General features: G+C 74.1%; 14 protein-coding genes and 1 riboswitch. Of the genes, 4 read left to right on the top strand and 10 right to left on the bottom strand.

Annotated elements, in window-relative coordinates:
• The first annotated feature begins 166 nt into the window (after positions 1–166).
• Positions 167–1,102 (top strand): alpha/beta fold hydrolase, encoded by a 936-nt coding sequence (locus CCO04_RS14920; RefSeq protein WP_215814905.1) that lies wholly within the window; start codon positions 167–169, stop codon positions 1,100–1,102.
• The gene (locus CCO04_RS14915; protein WP_215814904.1) at positions 1,099–2,277 is read left to right on the top strand and encodes a sorbosone dehydrogenase family protein; all 1,179 of its coding nucleotides are present in this window, start codon (positions 1,099–1,101) and stop codon (positions 2,275–2,277) included. The genes CCO04_RS14920 and CCO04_RS14915 overlap by 4 nt, the downstream gene beginning before the upstream one ends.
• On the opposite strand, the gene CCO04_RS14910 is transcribed toward CCO04_RS14915, so the two are convergent.
• From CCO04_RS14910 to CCO04_RS14885, 6 genes are all read right to left on the bottom strand, one after another.
• Positions 2,264–3,073, bottom strand: coding sequence for an ECF transporter S component (locus tag CCO04_RS14910; protein ID WP_374197008.1), 810 nt, complete (start codon positions 3,071–3,073; stop codon positions 2,264–2,266). The genes CCO04_RS14915 and CCO04_RS14910 overlap by 14 nt on opposite strands.
• Entirely contained in the window at positions 3,070–4,674 is a 1,605-nt protein-coding gene (locus CCO04_RS14905) for an ABC transporter ATP-binding protein (RefSeq protein WP_215814903.1), read from the bottom strand. The genes CCO04_RS14910 and CCO04_RS14905 overlap by 4 nt, the downstream gene beginning before the upstream one ends.
• Positions 4,671–5,771, bottom strand: coding sequence for an energy-coupling factor transporter transmembrane component T (locus CCO04_RS14900; RefSeq protein ID WP_215814902.1), 1,101 nt, complete (start codon positions 5,769–5,771; stop codon positions 4,671–4,673). The genes CCO04_RS14905 and CCO04_RS14900 overlap by 4 nt, the downstream gene beginning before the upstream one ends.
• 17 nt (positions 5,772–5,788) lie before the next feature.
• Positions 5,789–6,655 carry a hypothetical protein gene (locus CCO04_RS14895; protein WP_215814901.1) on the bottom strand — a complete coding sequence of 289 codons (867 nt, stop codon included), beginning with the start codon at positions 6,653–6,655 and terminating at the stop codon, positions 5,789–5,791.
• 1 nt (position 6,656) lies between these two features.
• A complete protein-coding gene (locus tag CCO04_RS14890; RefSeq protein WP_215814900.1) occupies positions 6,657–8,189 on the bottom strand; it encodes a hypothetical protein in 1,533 nt (510 codons plus the stop codon).
• Positions 8,190–8,283: 94 nt separating this feature from the next.
• A riboswitch (cobalamin riboswitch) is annotated at positions 8,284–8,357 on the bottom strand.
• 97 nt (positions 8,358–8,454) lie between these two features.
• Entirely contained in the window at positions 8,455–9,387 is a 933-nt protein-coding gene (locus tag CCO04_RS14885) for a hypothetical protein (protein WP_215814899.1), read from the bottom strand.
• A gap of 177 nt (positions 9,388–9,564) precedes the next feature.
• Here CCO04_RS14885 and CCO04_RS14880 point away from each other — a divergent pair, with 177 nt between their 5' ends.
• A complete protein-coding gene (locus tag CCO04_RS14880) occupies positions 9,565–10,134 on the top strand; it encodes an SH3 domain-containing protein (protein ID WP_215814898.1) in 570 nt (189 codons plus the stop codon).
• A gap of 65 nt (positions 10,135–10,199) precedes the next feature.
• Here CCO04_RS14880 and gatB read toward each other — a convergent pair whose 3' ends face one another.
• The 3 genes from gatB to gatC are packed head-to-tail and all read right to left on the bottom strand — an operon-like array spanning position 10,200 to position 13,506.
• Positions 10,200–11,693: an Asp-tRNA(Asn)/Glu-tRNA(Gln) amidotransferase subunit GatB gene (gatB, locus tag CCO04_RS14875; RefSeq protein WP_215814897.1), complete on the bottom strand. Its 1,494-nt coding sequence runs from the start codon at positions 11,691–11,693 to the stop codon at positions 10,200–10,202.
• Positions 11,690–13,210, bottom strand: coding sequence for an Asp-tRNA(Asn)/Glu-tRNA(Gln) amidotransferase subunit GatA (gene gatA, locus CCO04_RS14870; protein ID WP_215814896.1), 1,521 nt, complete (start codon positions 13,208–13,210; stop codon positions 11,690–11,692). Before gatA ends, gatB begins: the two co-directional genes overlap by 4 nt.
• Complete coding sequence (gene gatC, locus CCO04_RS14865) at positions 13,207–13,506, bottom strand: Asp-tRNA(Asn)/Glu-tRNA(Gln) amidotransferase subunit GatC (RefSeq protein ID WP_215814895.1); 300 nt, start codon at positions 13,504–13,506, stop codon at positions 13,207–13,209. The genes gatA and gatC overlap by 4 nt, the downstream gene beginning before the upstream one ends.
• A gap of 43 nt (positions 13,507–13,549) precedes the next feature.
• Between gatC and CCO04_RS14860 the strand changes: the two genes are divergently transcribed.
• Positions 13,550–14,011: a hypothetical protein gene (locus CCO04_RS14860; protein WP_215814894.1), complete on the top strand. Its 462-nt coding sequence runs from the start codon at positions 13,550–13,552 to the stop codon at positions 14,009–14,011.
• Here the strand turns inward: CCO04_RS14860 and CCO04_RS29830 are convergent.
• A complete protein-coding gene (locus CCO04_RS29830) occupies positions 14,001–16,109 on the bottom strand; it encodes a protein kinase (RefSeq protein WP_215814893.1) in 2,109 nt (702 codons plus the stop codon). The two genes, CCO04_RS14860 and CCO04_RS29830, sit on opposite strands and share 11 nt — an antisense overlap.
• Positions 16,110–16,119 lie beyond the last annotated feature (10 nt).

The raw sequence follows: 16,119 nt of genomic DNA, 5'->3' as shown, positions 1-16,119 counted from the left end.
CTCGCGGTCGTCGGGGAGTCCCTCGCCCCCGTCCAGTGGGCCGCCATCGCCTGCGTCGTCGTGGCCAGCGTCGGCGCCACCCGGGCGACCCGCCGGATGGTCCATCCGGACGCCGCAGCGGGGTGAGTACGCCGGTCCGGCGTCCGCGTCGTGCAGAATCGACGCCATGTCGACCTCCGCTCCCCGGCCCGAGCAGCGCGTCCGGCCCGCGTCGATCGCGTTCCGCGACATCCTGTCGGACGACGGGACGCACGTGCGCGCCTGGACCAACGACCCCGACGGGGTGATCGACGGGCCCACCGTCGTCCTCTGCAACGGCCTGGGCACCAACCCCTACCTCTGGCCGTGGCTGCTCGACCCCGAGTGCGGCGTCCGGGTGGTCTCGTGGAACCACCGCGGCGTCGGCGGCTCCGAGCGGCCCGCCGACAAGCGGCACGTCGAGATCGAGCACTTCGTCCAGGACGGCCTGTCCGTGATGGACCACTTCGGCATCGACAGCGCCGTCCTCATGGGCTGGTCGATGGGCGTCAACACCGCCTTCGAGCTGACCTACCGCCACCCCGAGCGGGTGCGCGGCATCTTCGCGATGTGCGGGGTCCCCGGCGACACCTTCGCCACCATGCTCGGCCCGCTCCACCTGCCGCGGCTGCTCGCCCGCGCCGTCACCGTCAACGCCTGCCGCGTCGCCAAGCACACCGGCTGGGCGGTCAACCCGATCGTGCGCAACCTCCCGATGACCCCGGCCGTGGTCCGGCTGCTCGGGCGGACCGGCTTCATGTTCCCGATGGCCGATCCCGAGGCCGCCGCGGTCGGCCTCCAGGAGTTCCTCACCACGCCCGTCGACTGGTACGCCCACCTGGCGATCAGCACCTCGCGCCACCCGCGGGTCCGGCTGAGCAAGATCCAGGTCCCCACGATGTTCGTCTCCGCGACGTACGACGTCCTGGCCGGTGCCCGCGACATGGCCAGCGCCGCGCGCCGGCTCACCGACAACGGCCAGGACAGCGCCTACGTCGAGCTGCGCGGCTCCCACTTCGTCCAGCTCGAGCAGCCCGACCGGGTGCACCGGCTGCTGCTCGAGTTCCTGGAGCACGTCGCGTGACCCGCCGCCCCCGTACCGCCGCCGGGATCGCCGGCGCCGCCGTCCTCGCCCTCGTCGCCGCCGGCTGCAGCCAGGGCGGCAACGAGAGCAAGGTCGACGTCGTCAGCACCGCGAGCGCCGCCCCGACCGGCTCGGTCGTCGACGGCAAGGTGATCTTCACCGTCGACGGCGTCCCCGACGTGGTCGCGACCGTGGCCAGCGGCCTGGACACCCCGTGGGGCCTGGACTTCCTGCCCGACGGGCGTGCGATCGTCACCGAGCGCACCGGCCGGGTCCTGCTCGTCACCGCGCCCGAGGTGAGCGACGGCGAGCCGACCGACCAGGAGGGCGAGGTCGTCGAGGCCGGCCGGATCGCCGAGGCCCAGGCCTCCGGTGAGGCCGGCCTGCTCGGCGTCGCCGTGTCCCCCACCTTCGCCGAGGACGGGCTCGTCTACCTCTACGTCTGCACCGAGGACGACAACCGCGTCGTGCGCGCCACCCTCGACGGCGACCGGCTCGGCACCCCCGAGCCCGTCCTCACCGGCATCCCGACCGGCACCCGCCACGACGGCGGCCGGCTCGCGTTCGGCAGCGACGGCTACCTCTACGTGTCGACCGGCGAGACCGGCGACACCGACCTCGCGCGCGACAAGAAGTCCCTGGCCGGCAAGATCCTGCGGATCACCCCCGACGGTGAGCCCGCCCCCGACAACCCGTTCGGCGACGCGGTGTGGTCGTGGGGCCACCGCAACGTCGAGGGCCTCGCCTTCGACGACCAGGGCTCGCTGTGGGCCTCGGAGTTCGGCGACCAGACCTCCGACGAGCTCAACCGGATCCTCCCCGGCGCCGACTACGGCTGGCCGCTCGCCGAGGGCGACGAGGGCCCCGACCGGTTCACCCGGCCGGCGCTGACCTGGCTCACCGACGAGGCCTCCCCCGCCGGACTGGCGTTCTCCGGCGGCTACCTGTGGATGGCCGCGCTGCGCGGCGAGCGGCTGTGGCGGATCAAGGTCGCCGGCGGCGAGGCGAGCGAGCCGACGGCCTACTTCACCGGCAAGGGCGACGAGGCGTCGTACGGGCGGCTGCGGACGGTCGTCCGGGCCCCCGACGGACGGCTCTGGCTCACCACCAGCAACCGCGACGGCCGGGGCGACCCGGGCGCCGACGACGACCGCATCCTGCTCATCGAGCCGTAGCGGCGGGCCCCTCGACCCGGGCCCGCCGGGCCGCGCGGCGCAGCGTGGTGAGCACCGCCGGGCCGAGCAGCGCGAGCGCGAGCGCGTTGGTGATCGCCCGGCCGGTGTCCCAGCCGCCGGTCGAGGTCAGCAGCGTGTAGACCACGAAGTGGTGCAGGTTGTCGAGCAGCGGCGCCCCGGGGACGTACGACAGCTCGGTCGAGTCCTGCCCCGGCACCTGTACGCCGGCCATGAACGGCCAGCCCTGGAGGTTCATCAGCAGGCCGTAGAGGTAGGCCGCGACGATGCCGTAGACCACGAGCATCGCGATCTCGCGGCGTCCGGTGACGCGCCGCGGGAGCAGGCCCGCGCCCATGCCGACCCAGGCCGCGACGAGCATCTGGAACGGCAGCCAGGGCCCCACCCCGGCGGTCATCAGGGCCGAGGCGAACAGGGACGTGCAGCCGAGCACGAACCCGAAGCCGGCGCCGAACACCCGGCCCCCGAGGATCAGCAGGAAGAAGACCAGCTCGAGGCCCGCCGTACCGGCGCTGAGGAGGCGGAGCACGGCGTTGACCGCGCTGAGGACGCCGAGGATGGCGAGCACCCGGGCGTCCATGCCGCCCTCGCTGAGCTCGGCCAGGACGACGGCGAGGATCACCGGCAGCAGTCCGAGGAAGAGGAACGGCGGGTCGACCCGCTGGGCGCTCGGGTCGACGTCGAGGAGCAGCGGCCACGACAGCATGAGCAGGCCGATCACCGACGTGACGCCGAGGACCAGCGTGGAGCGCAGGCTGAGCGGGACCGCGGTGCTCACAGCGCGGCCGCCACGTCGTCGACGCTGAGCCAGCCCGGGCCCAGCACCTTGGTCACCTGGGGCGCGAACGACGGCGACTCCGCGACCCCGCGGGCGACCGGGCCAGCCGAGACGACCTCGCCCTCGGCGAGCACGACCAGGTCGTCGGCCACCTGGGCGACGAACTCGACGTCGTGGGTGGCGACGAGGACGGCGCGCTCGTGGCCGGGCTCGCGGGCCAGGTCGCGCAGCAGCCCGGCGAGGGCATGCTTGGCCGGGTAGTCCAGGCCGCGGGTCGGCTCGTCGAGCAGCAGCACCGGCGGCCGCGCGGTGAGCACGATCGAGACCGCCAGCGCGAGGCGCTGGCCCTCGGAGAGGTCCCGCGGGTGCTGCTCGGGATCGATGCCGGGAGCGAGCCGGTCGAGCAGGCCCGCGCAGGTGCCCGTGGGCTGGCGCGCGGAGGCGTCGGCGGCGGCGCACTCCTCGGCGACGGTCTCGAGGTAGAGCAGGTCGGCCGGGCTCTGCGGGACCAGCCCGGTCGTCGCCCGGCGCTGCTCCGGCTTGAGGCTCGCCGGCGCCTGGCCGGCGACCTCGACGCTGCCGCCCGTCGGCGTGTGCCGGCCCTGCAGCGTCCACATCAGCGTGGACTTGCCCGCGCCGTTGCGGCCCATCAGCGCGGTGACGGTGCCGGGGCGCAGGGTGAGGTCGACCTCGCGGACGGCGGCGGTCCGGCCGTGCGCGACCACGAGACGCCGTACGTCGACGAGGGGGTCGGCGCCGTCGCCGGGCCGCGGACGCGTCGGGGGCTCGCCGAGACGCTCGCGCAGCGCGGGCGCCCGGCGCCGGGCGTCACGGACGGTGAGCGGCAGCGGGTCCCAGCCGGCCAGCCGGCCCAGCTCGACGATCGGCGGCGCGATCGGCGCCGCACGCAGCACCTCGGCCGGGTCGCCCACCTCGACCGTGCCGCCGCGGCGCAGCAGGCACAGCCGGTCGGCGAACGGCACCACCCGCTCGAGCCGGTGCTCGGCGACGAGCACCGAGACCCCCAGGTCGTGGACCAGCCGGGTCAGCGTGGCCAGGACGTCCTCGGCCGCCGTGGGGTCGAGCGCCGAGGTCGGCTCGTCGAGCACGAGCAGCCGCGGGTGCGCGGTGAGCACCGAGCCGATCGCCACCCGCTGCTGCTGGCCGCCCGAGAGCGTGCGCAGGTCGCGGTGGCGCAGGTCGGCGATGCCGAGCAGGTCGAGGGTCTCCTCGACCCGGCGGCGCATCGTCGCGGCCGGGAGGCCGAGCTGCTCCATGCCGAAGGCGAGCTCCTCCTCGACCGTGTCGGTGACGAACCAGGCTGCGGGGTTCTGGCCGACGTACCCGATCGCGTGGGCCCGCTCGCGGGCCGGGAGGTCCACGATGCTCACGCCGTCGAGGAGCACGTCGCCGGTCAGCGTCCCCCCGGTGTAGGACGGCACGAGACCCGCGACCGCGCCCAGCAGGGTCGACTTGCCGACGCCGGTGGGGCCGGCCAGCACGACCAGCTCGCCGTTGTCGATGGTGAGGTCCACGGCGTCGAGGACCGCGGGGGCCGGCGGGTCGTCGTACCGGAAGGTGAGGGCGCGCAGCTCGATCATCCGACCGGCACCGCCTCACGCCGCGCCACGGTCAGCGGCAGCGGCGCCGCCCACACCGGCACCACCGCGACGAGCGCGGCCACGACGGCCAGCAGGGACAGGCCGGGCGCGGTCAGGACACCGGGGTGCGCGACCTGGGGATCCCAGCGCTGGACGGCCCACATCCCCGCACCTGCGGCGATCCCGGACGCCGCGACGAGCACCTCGGGCAGTCGCCAGCGGTCCGGGCGGTAGCGCGTGCGCCCCACCCGGCGCCCCGCGAGCACGAACCCACCGAGCGCGACGAGCATGCCCAGCGCCAGCATCGGCACCGCCAGCACGCGCGGCGCCGAGCTGTCGAGGAAGGCGTAGACACCCACGCACACCCCCACCAGACCGGCCAGGATCAGCGCCCCGGTCGCCCGCCGCTGCCCCGGCGTCAGGTCACCGGTGCGGCCGTAGCCGCGCGCGTCCATGCCGGCGGCCAGCGCGAGCGAGCGGTCGAAGGAGTCCTCGAGGATCGGCACCAGCAGCCGTCGTACGCCACGGATGCGGCGGAACCGCCCCTCCGGCCCACCCCGCAACTGCTGCGCGGCCCGCACCCGCCGCGCGCTGTCGGCCAGCTGGGGGACGACGCTGATCGCGACCGTCATCGCCGTCCCGATCTCGTAGAGGGCGGGCGGCAGCGACTTCATCAGCCGCTTGGGGTTGGCCAGCGCATTGGCGGAGCCCACCGCGATCAGCAGCGTCGCCAGCCGCAGCCCCTCGTAGGTCGCCGCCAGCAGCTCCTCCCGCGTGAACGGCCCCAGCAGCGAGATCCCCGCCGCCCAGTCCGGCAGCGGGATCGACGGCAACGTGAACAGCACGTGCCCGGGCACATCGCCGCCGAGCACGATCCGGAACACGATCCGGACCACCAGCGTGATCGCCCCGAGCCAGACGTAGAGCCGGAACGACCGCGCCCAGGGCTGGTCGGAGCGGCAGGTGAGGACAACGAGGGTCATCGTGGCGAGGAGGCCGAGGAGCAGCAGCGGGTTCGTCGTGCAGGAGGACGCCACGGCCAGCCCCACCGCCCACGTCCACCACGCCACGGGATGCAGGTCCCGCGACAGCCTCATCGCCGTACCGCCACGGGTCAGCCCCGGCGGCGCAGGATCGGCACGGCCGCGGCGCCACCCAGCACGACGACCGCGAGGACCGCCCCGAGCCAGACGGGGAAACCGCCGCCGTCCCCGGAGTCAACCGTGTCCGCTGATGCGTCGTCCGGGCCGGAGGTGATGTCGTCGACCGACGGGACGTCGGTCTGGCCCGGGTCGGTCGGCACGGGCGCGTCGGTCGCCGGGCTCGACGCCGACGCCGAGGACGTCGGAGCGGTCGGCGTCGCGGACGACGACGGCGTCGCGGTGCTGCTGCTGGTCGCCGTCGGCGTGCTCGCGCCGCTCGGGGTGGGCGTGGCCCTGGTGCCCGGCTTGGTGGGCTTGGGAGCAGGCTTGGGCGTCGGCTTCTTGGACGGTCGGGGCGGCGCCGGTGCGGTGCGCTTGGGATCGGCGTTCGGCGGGGCGGCCTGGCCGGCACCCTCGTGCCACGCGAAGGCGACCACGCCGCCCTCGGGCACGCGGAGGCTGCCCGCGCCCCGGGTGGCGTAGGTCCAGCGGCTGGACGTGCCGTCGGACCACCACAGGCTCCAGTACGCGTCGGTGCGCGCGCAGTCACCGTCGGCCGGGCGGCCGTTGATCTTGCACACGAAACCGGTCATCCCCGGCGCCGAGCTGTACTCCAGGCGGTAGCCCGCGTCCGCGAAGTTGTTGACCGCAGGGATGCCGCCGTCGCGGTCGCAGCCCGCGCTGATACCGCCGCCGAGGGCGTTCGGATCGACGACGACGCTGATCCCCGACGTCCCGGCGCAGGCGGCCGCCGACGCGGGCGACGCCGGGAGCAGCGCGAAGGTGGCCGCGACGAGAACCGTCGCGGCCACCGCGCGCAGGGAGGCGGTGAGCCGCATGTCAGACGACCCGGACCGTGGCCTTGCCCTTGCGGTTGGCGAACTGCCCGACCGCGGTGACCTTGGCCTTGCCCTTCTTCTTGCCGACCTTGACCTGGACCTTGAGCTTGCCGGCCGCGGTCGCCGTGCGGACGACCTTCTTGGTGCCGACGGTGACGGTCACCCGCTCACCGGCCGCGAGGCCGCTGACGGTGACGGTGACGGTGAGCTTCTTGCGCGCCTTGACGCGAGCCGGGTGCTTGACCTTGAGCGTGGCCGCACCGAGCGCCTTGACCGTGACGGAAGCGTTGCCGCCGGCGTAGCGGACGGTCGCGACGTTGTTACGCGTCACGGCCGGGAGCGCCACGGTGAGGTTGCCGCCGCCGACGGTCCACTGGGTCCCGCCGATGCCGGTGAGGCATGCCGTCTGGCCCGAGCGCAGGCCGGCGACCTTCAACGTGGCGGGCTTGCCCGCGGCGACATAGCCGGTCGGGCCGGTGACCGCGGCGGTCGTGGCCGGTCGCGCCGCGAGGTGCTTGAGCGAACGCAGCGCCTGCGACCCGCTGAGGATCCACATGCCGCGATCGGCCGCCGTGATGCCGTCGGCGATGCCGTCCTTGATGCTGGCGTCGTCGTAGGCGAGCGCCCCTGCCTCGCCCGGGATCGGGCCCGACGCGCACTCGGGGATGGCGACGACCTGGTGGTCGGCCACCCACGCGGCAGCCTTGGCCGCGGAGGCCGTCTCACCGACCACACCGAGAGCCCATCCCGCCATACCGGTGCTGTTGGCGTTGGGGTTGCCGAAGTTGGAGAAGCTGCCGTCGGCGGCCTGCTGGGCCTTGAGGTACGCGACCGCGGACGTCAGCTCGGCCTGGATACCGGTGACGTCACGCTGGTTCCACAGGGCCACGATGACGAGCGCGGTCGTGTCCGGGTCGGCAGCGCAGGTAGCGCCGCTGCCGAATCCCCAGCCACCGGTGGGGCACTTGAGGCTGTTGATCAGGTAGTCCGTCGCATCGGCGGCGGTCGCGTCGTGACCGACGGCGTCGAGGGCCAGGGACGCCCAGACCTGCTCGTAGGCGTTGACGCCGGCGAAGAGCGCGCCGTCGCCGCCGAGCGCGTCCTCGACGCGAGCCGTCAGGTCGATTCCCGCGGGAGGGGTCGCGCCGACGGTCGCGTAGAAGTAGGCAGCCTTGGCCGCCTCGTCCGCCTTCGCGGGCACTGCGGTCGCACCGACGTACGCCTCGAGGTTGGCATCCACTCCGTCCGTGACGGTGCCGATGACGGCCGACGCGGGGTCGGTCTCCTCGAGGGAGAGGCCGAGGTCGATGGTCGAACCGATGTCGGTCGCCTGCTGGCCCTGCCAGTCGAGGTAGGTGAACGCACCGTTGGCGTCGAGCTGCGCGGCCAGCCAGGACGCGGCGGCCGCCGCCTCCGGGTTGACCGGGGCCGCGTGCGCCTGCGGCGCCGGCCCCCCGACGAGCAGACCGGTCGCGACGAGCGCGCCGCCGGTGGCGGCTGCGGCCGCACGGCGAGCCAGGGTTCGGATGAGCATGGGTTGCCTTCCCGCTGCACAGCGGGCAGTCCCAGGAGGCCTGTGACCCCGCTGCTTTCCACGACAGCGTTGTGTGTCAGGACGCCCCGTGCCAGGTACTCCGGCTCGCCGCTCCCCCGAGGGGCGGCCTACGGCTGCGGGTCAGCGCCGGACTCGGACCGGCTTCCCCCGCCACGGGCGTGTTCTTGATGTGTCCGGGGCAGCGTACCTCCGTACGACGCCCCCGACCGCATCCGACCGCTCCCACCCGGGCGGGGTACGACGCTCAGACCCCGAGGTTGACGAGCAGGTTCGTGAAGTGGGTGGGTGCGGCGTCCGGGACGCCGCTCTGGAGCACCCAGTTGGTGGTCACGCAGGCGGTCTTGGTCGCCTTGACGGTGATGGTCAGGTTGCGCTTGCCGGCCTTGGCCAGGGTCGGGGTGCGGTAGGTCCCGGCGAGGACGGCGGCGGTGATGTCGGTCCGGCCGTCCTTGACGGCCAGGGTGTAGCCGCAGGCGGCGTCGGCCATCGAGAAGGCGACGGCGGCCGGGGTGGCGGTGTTGTTCTGGAGGGTCGCGGTGAAGGTCGCGGTGCCGTTGGCGGCGAGCGTCGGGGCGGTGAGGACCTGGTACTCCTGGCCGTTGCCGACGGTGGGCTGGCCGCCCTGCTTGACGACGAGGTCGGCGGCGGTGGTACCGGTGGCGGGTGCGGCCTGCTCGGCGTCGAGGTAGACGTAGTCGAGGATCGCGCCGTCGGTGCTGTAGAGCAGGACCACCGAGTTGTGCCGGTACGCCGGGTCCCCGGTCGGGACGGTGATCTTCACGGTGAGCGTGTGGCCGGCCTTGCTGGCCAGGGCCTTGGTCACGAAGCCGCCGGTGGAGGCGGCGAGCGGCGTGACGTTGAGGGTGCCGTCGAAGGTCTGGGCCTTGGCGGTGGTGAGGTCCTTGACCAGGACCCGGTACTGCGCGAGGTCGACGCCGCTGTTGCGGACCTGGACGCTGAACGACAGGGTCGCGCCCTCCTTGCCGACCTGGCTGACGAGCGGGGCGCGGGTGAAGGCGGAGCTCGCCGGGCCGCGGACGAGCAGCTCGCCGGCGTGGCTCGGTGCGGCGATCACGGCGTGGGCCGGAGCGGCCCCCGTGACGAGCCCGGTCAACAGCAGAGCGGCGGTCGCGAGGACCACCGGAACGAGTCGGCGCAGCGTACGGAACAGCCCCATGTGTCACTCCCCATGAACGGCGGACCACCACGGCGGCGGACCCGTCGGGCGCGACCCTAGACCGGACCGGTCCTGGTGCACATGACCCGAAAGGACTGTTCGCGGCGCAACTTTCCGCGCGAGCCGCGCATCACAGCAGGCGAACAGCTTCGTCGTTCCTCTCGGAAAGGACCCACCATGTCCGCACCCGCACGCACCCTCGGCCGCTCGCTGGCCGCCCTGCTCCTCGCCGCCGGCGCCGGCGTCCTCGCCCTGCCCGGCACCGCCGACGCCGCGCCCGCCACGACCCAGGCCCAGGGCCGGGTCGTCGCCCGGACCGGTCTGGTCGAGCGCACCGCCCCCAGCAGCCACGCCGCGACGACGGGGCGCAGCCACCGCCGGGGCGCCGTCCTCACCCTCGAGTGCAAGCTCAACGGGACGGCGGTCGACGGCAACGGCCGCTGGTACAAGATCCGTGGCCGCGACGGCTGGGTCAGTGCCCGCTACGTCGCCAACATCGGCGCCGCGCCCGTCGACTGCACGGCCGGCGACTGGGCCTACGAGGTCAGCGTCGGGACCGTCATCCGACAGGGTCCGAGCACGAAGGACCGCCGGATCGGCAGCTTGGCCCGCGGAACCGAGGTGGACACCCGCTGGATCGCCCGCCGCGGCGGCGCGGTCGCCGGCCACCGGGGCTGGGTCGCGGTCAACACCCCCAGCGGCAACCGCGGCTGGATCTCGCTCACCAACCTCCGCAAGGTCGCCTGAGAAAGACGAACCGCCCGCCCCGCGCGACGAGCGCGGGGCGGGCGGTGCGGCGAGGGAACGGACCCTCAGGACAGCTTCTCGAGCACCAGCTCGCGCACGCGGCCGGCGTCGGCCTGGCCGCGCATCTCCTTCATCACCGCGCCGATGAGAGCGCCCGCCGCGGCGAGCTTGCCGTCGCGGATCTTGTCGGCGATGTCGGGGTTCTCGGCGATCGCCTTGTCGACGGCCGCGGAGAGCGCACCCTCGTCGGAGACGACGGCGAGCCCGCGGGCCGCGATGATCTCCTCGGGCGTGCCCTCGCCGGCGAGCAGGCCGTCGAAGACCTGGCGGGCCAGCTTATCGTTGATCGTCTTGGCCTCGACGAGCGCCTGGACGGCGGCGACCTGGGCCGGGGTGACCGCGAGCTCGCCGAGCTCGACACCGGCGTCGTTGGCCCGGCGGGCCAGCTCGGTCAGCCACCACTTGCGCGCGGCCTGGGGCGCGGCGCCGGCGGCGACGGTCTCCTCGACGAGGGCGAGCGCGCCCGCACCGATCGTGTCGCGCATCTCGAGGTCGGTGAAGCCCCACTCGCCCTGGAGCCGGGTCCGCTTGGCGGCGGGGTTCTCCGGCAGGGTGGCGCGCAGCTCCTCGACCCACTCCCGCGAGGGGGCGACCGGCACCAGGTCCGGCTCGGGGAAGTAGCGGTAGTCCTCGGCGTCGGACTTCTCGCGACCCGACGACGTGGTGCCGTCGTTCTCGTGGAAGTGCCGGGTCTCCTGGAGCACCGACCCGCCCGCCCCGAGGATGCCGGCGTGCCGGGACATCTCGTAGCGGACCGCGCGCTCGACCGAGCGCAGCGAGTTGACGTTCTTGGTCTCCGACCGGGTGCCCAGCGCCGTCGAGCCCTTCGGCGCGAGCGAGAGGTTCACGTCGGCCCGGATCGAGCCCTGGTCCATCCGGGCGTCGGAGACGCCGAGGGCGACGATCAGGTCGCGGATCGCGGAGACGTAGGCCTTGGCGACCAGCGGCGCCTTGTCGCCCGTACCGAGGATCGGCTTGGTGACGATCTCGATCAGGGGGATCCCGGCCCGGTTGTAGTCGACCAGCGAGTAGTCCGCGCCGTGGATGCGGCCGTCGGAGCCGCCGACGTGGCTGGACTTGCCGGTGTCCTCCTCCATGTGGGCGCGCTCGATCTCGATGCGGAAGGTCTCGCCCTCCACGTCGACGTCGAGGTAGCCCTCGAAGGCGATCGGCTCGTCGTACTGGGAGGTCTGGAAGTTCTTCGGCATGTCCGGGTAGAAGTAGTTCTTCCGGGCGAACCGGCACCACTCGGCGATCTCGCAGTTGAGCGCCAGACCGATCCGGATGGCCGACTCGACGGCCTTGCCGTTGACGACCGGCATCGCGCCGGGGAGGCCCAGGCAGGTCGGGCAGACCTGGGTGTTGGGCTCACCGCCGAACACGGCCGGGCAGCCGCAGAACATCTTGGTGTTGGTGTTGAGCTCGACGTGGATCTCGAGGCCGAGCGCCGGGTCGTAGCTCGCCACGACCTCGTCGAAGTCGATCAGGACGTCGCTCATGCCTGCACCTCCGGCAGCTTGTCGAGGATCGGACCGCCCCAGCGCAGCGTGAGCGCTGCCTCGACGGCCGCACCGACCCGGTAGAGCCGGTCGTCGGCGAGGGCCGGGGCGAGCACCTGGAGGCCGACCGGGAGGCCGTCCTCGGCGGCGAGACCGGCCGGCACCGAGATGCCGGGGACGCCGGCCAGGTTGGCCGGGATCGTGGCGAGGTCCTGGAGGTACATCGCCAGCGGGTCGTCCAGCTTGTCGCCCAGGGGGAACGCGGTGGTCGGCGCGGTCGGCGAGACCAGCACGTCGACGTTCTCGAAGGCGGCCGCGAAGTCGCGCGAGATGAGCGTGCGGACCTTCTGGGCCTGGCCGTAGTAGGCGTCGTAGTAGCCGCTCGACAGCGCGTAGGTGCCGATCATGATGCGGCGCTTGACCTCGTCGCCGAAGCCCGCGTCGCGCGAGGCCTTCATGACCGCCTCGGCGCTGGGGTCGCCCTCGGGTACGACGCGCAGGCCGTAGCGCATGGCGTCGAACTTGGCGAGGTTGGAGGAGCACTCCGCCGGCAGGATCAGGTAGTAGGTCGCCATCGCGTGCACGAACGCCGGGCACGAGATCTCGGTGACCTCGGCCCCCATCTCCCTGAGCAGGTCGACGGACTCGGCGAACCGCTCCATCACGCCCGGCTGCCAGCCGTCGCCGGCCAGCTCCTTGATGACCCCCACGCGCAGGCCCGCGAGGTTGCCCTGGGCGCCCTCGCGTGCCGCGGCGACGTAGGAGCCGACGGGGGTGTCGACCGAGGTCGAGTCGAGCGGGTCATGCCCGCCGATCAGCTCGTGCAGCAGCGCGGAGTCGAGGACGGTCCGGGTGACCGGGCCGACCTGGTCGAGGCTGTTGGCGAGCGCGACGAGGCCGTAGCGCGAGACGCCGCCGTAGGTCGGCTTCACGCCGACCGTGCCGGTGACCGCGCCGGGCTGGCGGATCGAGCCGCCGGTGTCGGTACCGAGGGCCAGCGGCGCCTCGAAGGCCGCCACCGCCGCGGCCGAGCCGCCGCCGGAGCCGCCCGGGATCCGGGTCTGGTCCCACGGGTTGCGTGTCGGGCCGTACGCCGAGTGCTCGGTCGAGGAGCCCATCGCGAACTCGTCCATGTTGGTCTTGCCGAGGATCGGCAGACCGGCGTCCTTGATCTTGCGGACCACCGTCGCGTCGTACGGCGGGACCCAGCCCTCGAGGATCCGCGAGCCGCACGTCGTGGGCAGGCCCTGCGTGGCCAGCACGTCCTTGACCGCGATCGGTACGCCGTCGAGCAGGTGCCGTGCCTGACCCGCGGCCCGCCGCGCGTCGGACTCGGCCGCCTGCGCCAGCGCGCCCTCGGCGTCGACGTGGAGGAAGGCGTGCACGCCGGCCTCGGCCGAGCCGTCGACGGCCGCGATCCGGTCGAGGTGCGCCCGGGTGACCTCGACGGAGGTCGTCTCACCGCTGGCCAGCGCGTCGGCCAGCTCGGCGGCGGTCTTCTTGATCAGCTCACTCACTGCTCGTCCCCCAGGATCCGCGGGACCCGGAACCGCTGCTCCTCGGCCTCCGGCGCGCCGGACAGCGCCTGCTCGGCGGTGAGGCCGGGCACGACGACGTCCTCGCGGAAGACGTTGGTCAGCGGGATCGGGTGCGAGGTCGGCGGCACGTCGTCGCCGGCCACACCGCTGATGGAAGCGACCGCCTCGAGGATCACGTTGAGCTGGGGCGCCAGGTGGTCCAGCTCGGCGTCGTCGAGGTCGATCCGGGCGAGATCGGCCAGGTGGGCCACCTCGTCGCGGGTGAGTTGAGACATGCCCGCGATTCTAGGTGGAGATGCGGTCCCTAGACTGCGCCGGGTGCACGCCCCTGTCCCCCACCCGCGCCGGCTCCCCCAGCGCGTGGTCGTGGCCGCGGCCCCGGGCGAGCAGCTGAGCGCCTACCTGGACCGGCTCGCGGAGGTCCTCGACCTGCCGCTGGTGCCCCTCGCGGACCTCGCCGGTCCGGCCGAGGTGGACCGGCTGGCGGCGTTCGACGGCTGGGTCACCACGGGCGAGGAGGCGTGGGCGCGCCCGGCGCTGCTGGAGCGCGCGGACCTCGTCGCGCTCGTCGACCTGGTCGGCCCGGAGACCTTCACCGGCCGGGTACGACGCACGCTGCGCCGGCTCCGTACCGACGCCCGCGAGCGGGACCGTGAGCGCGAGCGGGAGACCGACCTGGCCTGGGTCGAGGGGCTGGCGCTGACCCACCCGGGGCTGGCCGTCGTCCGGCTGCCCGACCCGGCGGCCGCCGAGACCTGGCTGCGCGCGCTCAGCGCGTGATGCCGACCAGGGTCGCGTTCTCCGCGCCCGGCACGGTCGGCGCCGCCGCGCCGTCGGTCGGCACCGCCTCGACCCGCCCGTCGGCGTAGGCCCACAGCCGGACCTGGCCGTCGTCGCGGTCGAGGACGACGAGGCCGGTGCTGCCCTTGCCCTGGACGTCGCCGGCGACCAGGGCCAGCCGGGTCAGCGGCCGGTCGATCCGGGCGGCCTGCGTGCCGTCGCCGGGAGCCTGGAACCCGGTGCCGTCGGACAGCAGCGGCACGAGCTCGGTGCCGCCGTCGACGCTGCGCGCCACCAGGATGTCGGCCCGGTCGTCCCCGTCGAGGTAGCCCACGACGTAGCGGCTGTCGGCGAACGCCCAGTCCGGCCGGTCGATCCACTTGACCGGGTCCGCGAATCCACCGCCGCTCTTCTCGGCCAGGAACACCTGGACGTCCACCCGCTGCTGGTCCGGTGTCCCCATCTCGATCAGGTCGGCCCGGCCGTCCCCGTCGACATCGCCGGCGCCGAGCCGCATCCGGGTGGGATCCCAGTGGGCCCGGGTGACCCAGAGCGCCGGCGCCCGGAACCCGTCGTCCTCGGCGAGCAGCACGTCGACCCGGATCCCGTCGCTGTCGCCCTGGAGCACGGCGAGGTCGGTGCTCCCGCTGTGGTCGAAGTCCCCCGAGGTCACCGTGAACCGCTCGGGCAGGTCGAGACCGCCGATCCACCGCTGCGGCGCCGCGAACCCGGAGCCGGTCGAGAGCGCGACCCGGACCTCGCCCTGGGCCTGGTCCACGATCGCCAGGTCGATGCGCCCGTCGCCGTTGACGTCGCCGCGCACCACCTTGTCCCCCTCGTACGCCGTCCCGGCCCACTCCTGGGGAGCCGCGAGGCGGCCGCCGCCCTCGGAGAGCAGGACCTGGGCGGTGCCTCCGGTCAGCACGATGAGGTCGTCGCCGTGCGCCTTGTCGACGTTCGATCCGGTCACCGGCCGGCCCGACGTGCTCGCCCCGGGATCACGCGCCACCGGGTCGTTCCCGGTGCCGTCGCCCCGGTTGCCCAGGTAGACGCCCACGCCGATCCCCACGGCGACCACCGCGAGCGCGGCCAGCCCGGCGAGCAGCGGCGTCCGGCGCGACCGTGATCCTGACCGCGGCTCGCCCTCGGGGTCCTCCCGGGTGAGCACGGGCGTCGCCCCCGCGACCGGCAGCGGCGACGGGGCCGACGGGGCAGGCGGAGGCGGCGGGGCGTCCACCGGCGCCGTCGCCGGCGCCGGGACCGGGGTGGCCGCCGCGGCCAGGCTCCGCAGCTCGGCCGCGGCCTGCGCGGCACTCGCCGGCCGTAGGGCCGGGTCCTTGGCCATCGCCCGGCGCAGGAACTCGTTGATCCGGTCGTCGGCGCCCCGGCCTCCCGGCAGCTGCGGGACCGGCGCCTCCTCGTGCTGCTGGGCGAGCTGCACCAGCCCGCCCTCGTACGGCGCCCGCCCGGTCAGCAGGAACCACAGCAGGCAGCCGAGCGCGTAGATGTCGCTGGCCGGCGTCGCGGGTGCGCCGCGGAAGCGCTCCGGCGCGAGGTAGGCGTAGGTGCCGGCGACCACGCCGCTGCTGGTCAGCGAGGAGTCGTCGTCCCGGGCGATCCCGAAGTCGCAGAGGTAGGCGTGGACCTGCCCCTGGCCCGGCCGGAGCAGCACGTTGTGCGGCTTGACGTCGCGGTGCACGACGCCGACGGCGTGGGCGTCGGCGAGCGCGGCCGCCACCTGGCTCGCGATCCCGAGCGCCACCTCGGGCGCGGGCACGCCCTTGGCCGCGACCCGGGCCGCGAGGTCGCCGCCGGGCACGAACTGGGTGGCGAGGTAGAGGCAGCCGTCCTGCTCGCCGTGGCTGTAGACCTGGATGATGTGCGGGCTGTCGCTGCGCGCCAGCACCGTGGCCTCGCGGGCGAACCGGGCCCGGAACTCGGGCTCCTCGGCCAGCTGGATCGCCAGCACCTTGAGCGCGACCCGGCGGCCCAGGCCCTCCTCGAGCGCCTCGAAGACGATGCCCATGCCGCCCGCACCGAGCTCGCGGGTGATCCGGTAGGGGCCGAGGCGGTCGCCGACGCCCGGGATACGAGGCACGGGAACCACC

Origin of the sequence: Pimelobacter sp. 30-1, from assembly GCF_018831735.1 — a bacterium.
GTDB lineage: Bacteria > Actinomycetota > Actinomycetes > Propionibacteriales > Nocardioidaceae > Nocardioides.
The sequence above is the reverse complement of the archived record's forward strand: the minus strand, read 5'-3'. Positions and strand labels throughout refer to the sequence as shown.

Excerpts from the sequence above, each read along its gene's own strand:
- CCO04_RS14920 (WP_215814905.1), top strand. The coding sequence starts at position 167 with ATGTCGACCTCCGCTCCCCGGCCCGAGCAGCGCGTCCGGCCCGCGTCG.
- CCO04_RS14905 (WP_215814903.1), bottom strand. The coding sequence starts at position 4,674 with ATGATCGAGCTGCGCGCCCTCACCTTCCGGTACGACGACCCGCCGGCC.
- CCO04_RS14900 (WP_215814902.1), bottom strand. The coding sequence starts at position 5,771 with ATGAGGCTGTCGCGGGACCTGCATCCCGTGGCGTGGTGGACGTGGGCG.
- CCO04_RS14895 (WP_215814901.1), bottom strand. The coding sequence starts at position 6,655 with ATGCGGCTCACCGCCTCCCTGCGCGCGGTGGCCGCGACGGTTCTCGTC.
- CCO04_RS14890 (WP_215814900.1), bottom strand. The coding sequence starts at position 8,189 with ATGCTCATCCGAACCCTGGCTCGCCGTGCGGCCGCAGCCGCCACCGGC.
- CCO04_RS14885 (WP_215814899.1), bottom strand. The coding sequence starts at position 9,387 with ATGGGGCTGTTCCGTACGCTGCGCCGACTCGTTCCGGTGGTCCTCGCG.
- CCO04_RS14880 (WP_215814898.1), top strand. The coding sequence starts at position 9,565 with ATGTCCGCACCCGCACGCACCCTCGGCCGCTCGCTGGCCGCCCTGCTC.
- gatB (WP_215814897.1), bottom strand. The coding sequence starts at position 11,693 with ATGAGCGACGTCCTGATCGACTTCGACGAGGTCGTGGCGAGCTACGAC.
- gatC (WP_215814895.1), bottom strand. The coding sequence starts at position 13,506 with ATGTCTCAACTCACCCGCGACGAGGTGGCCCACCTGGCCGATCTCGCC.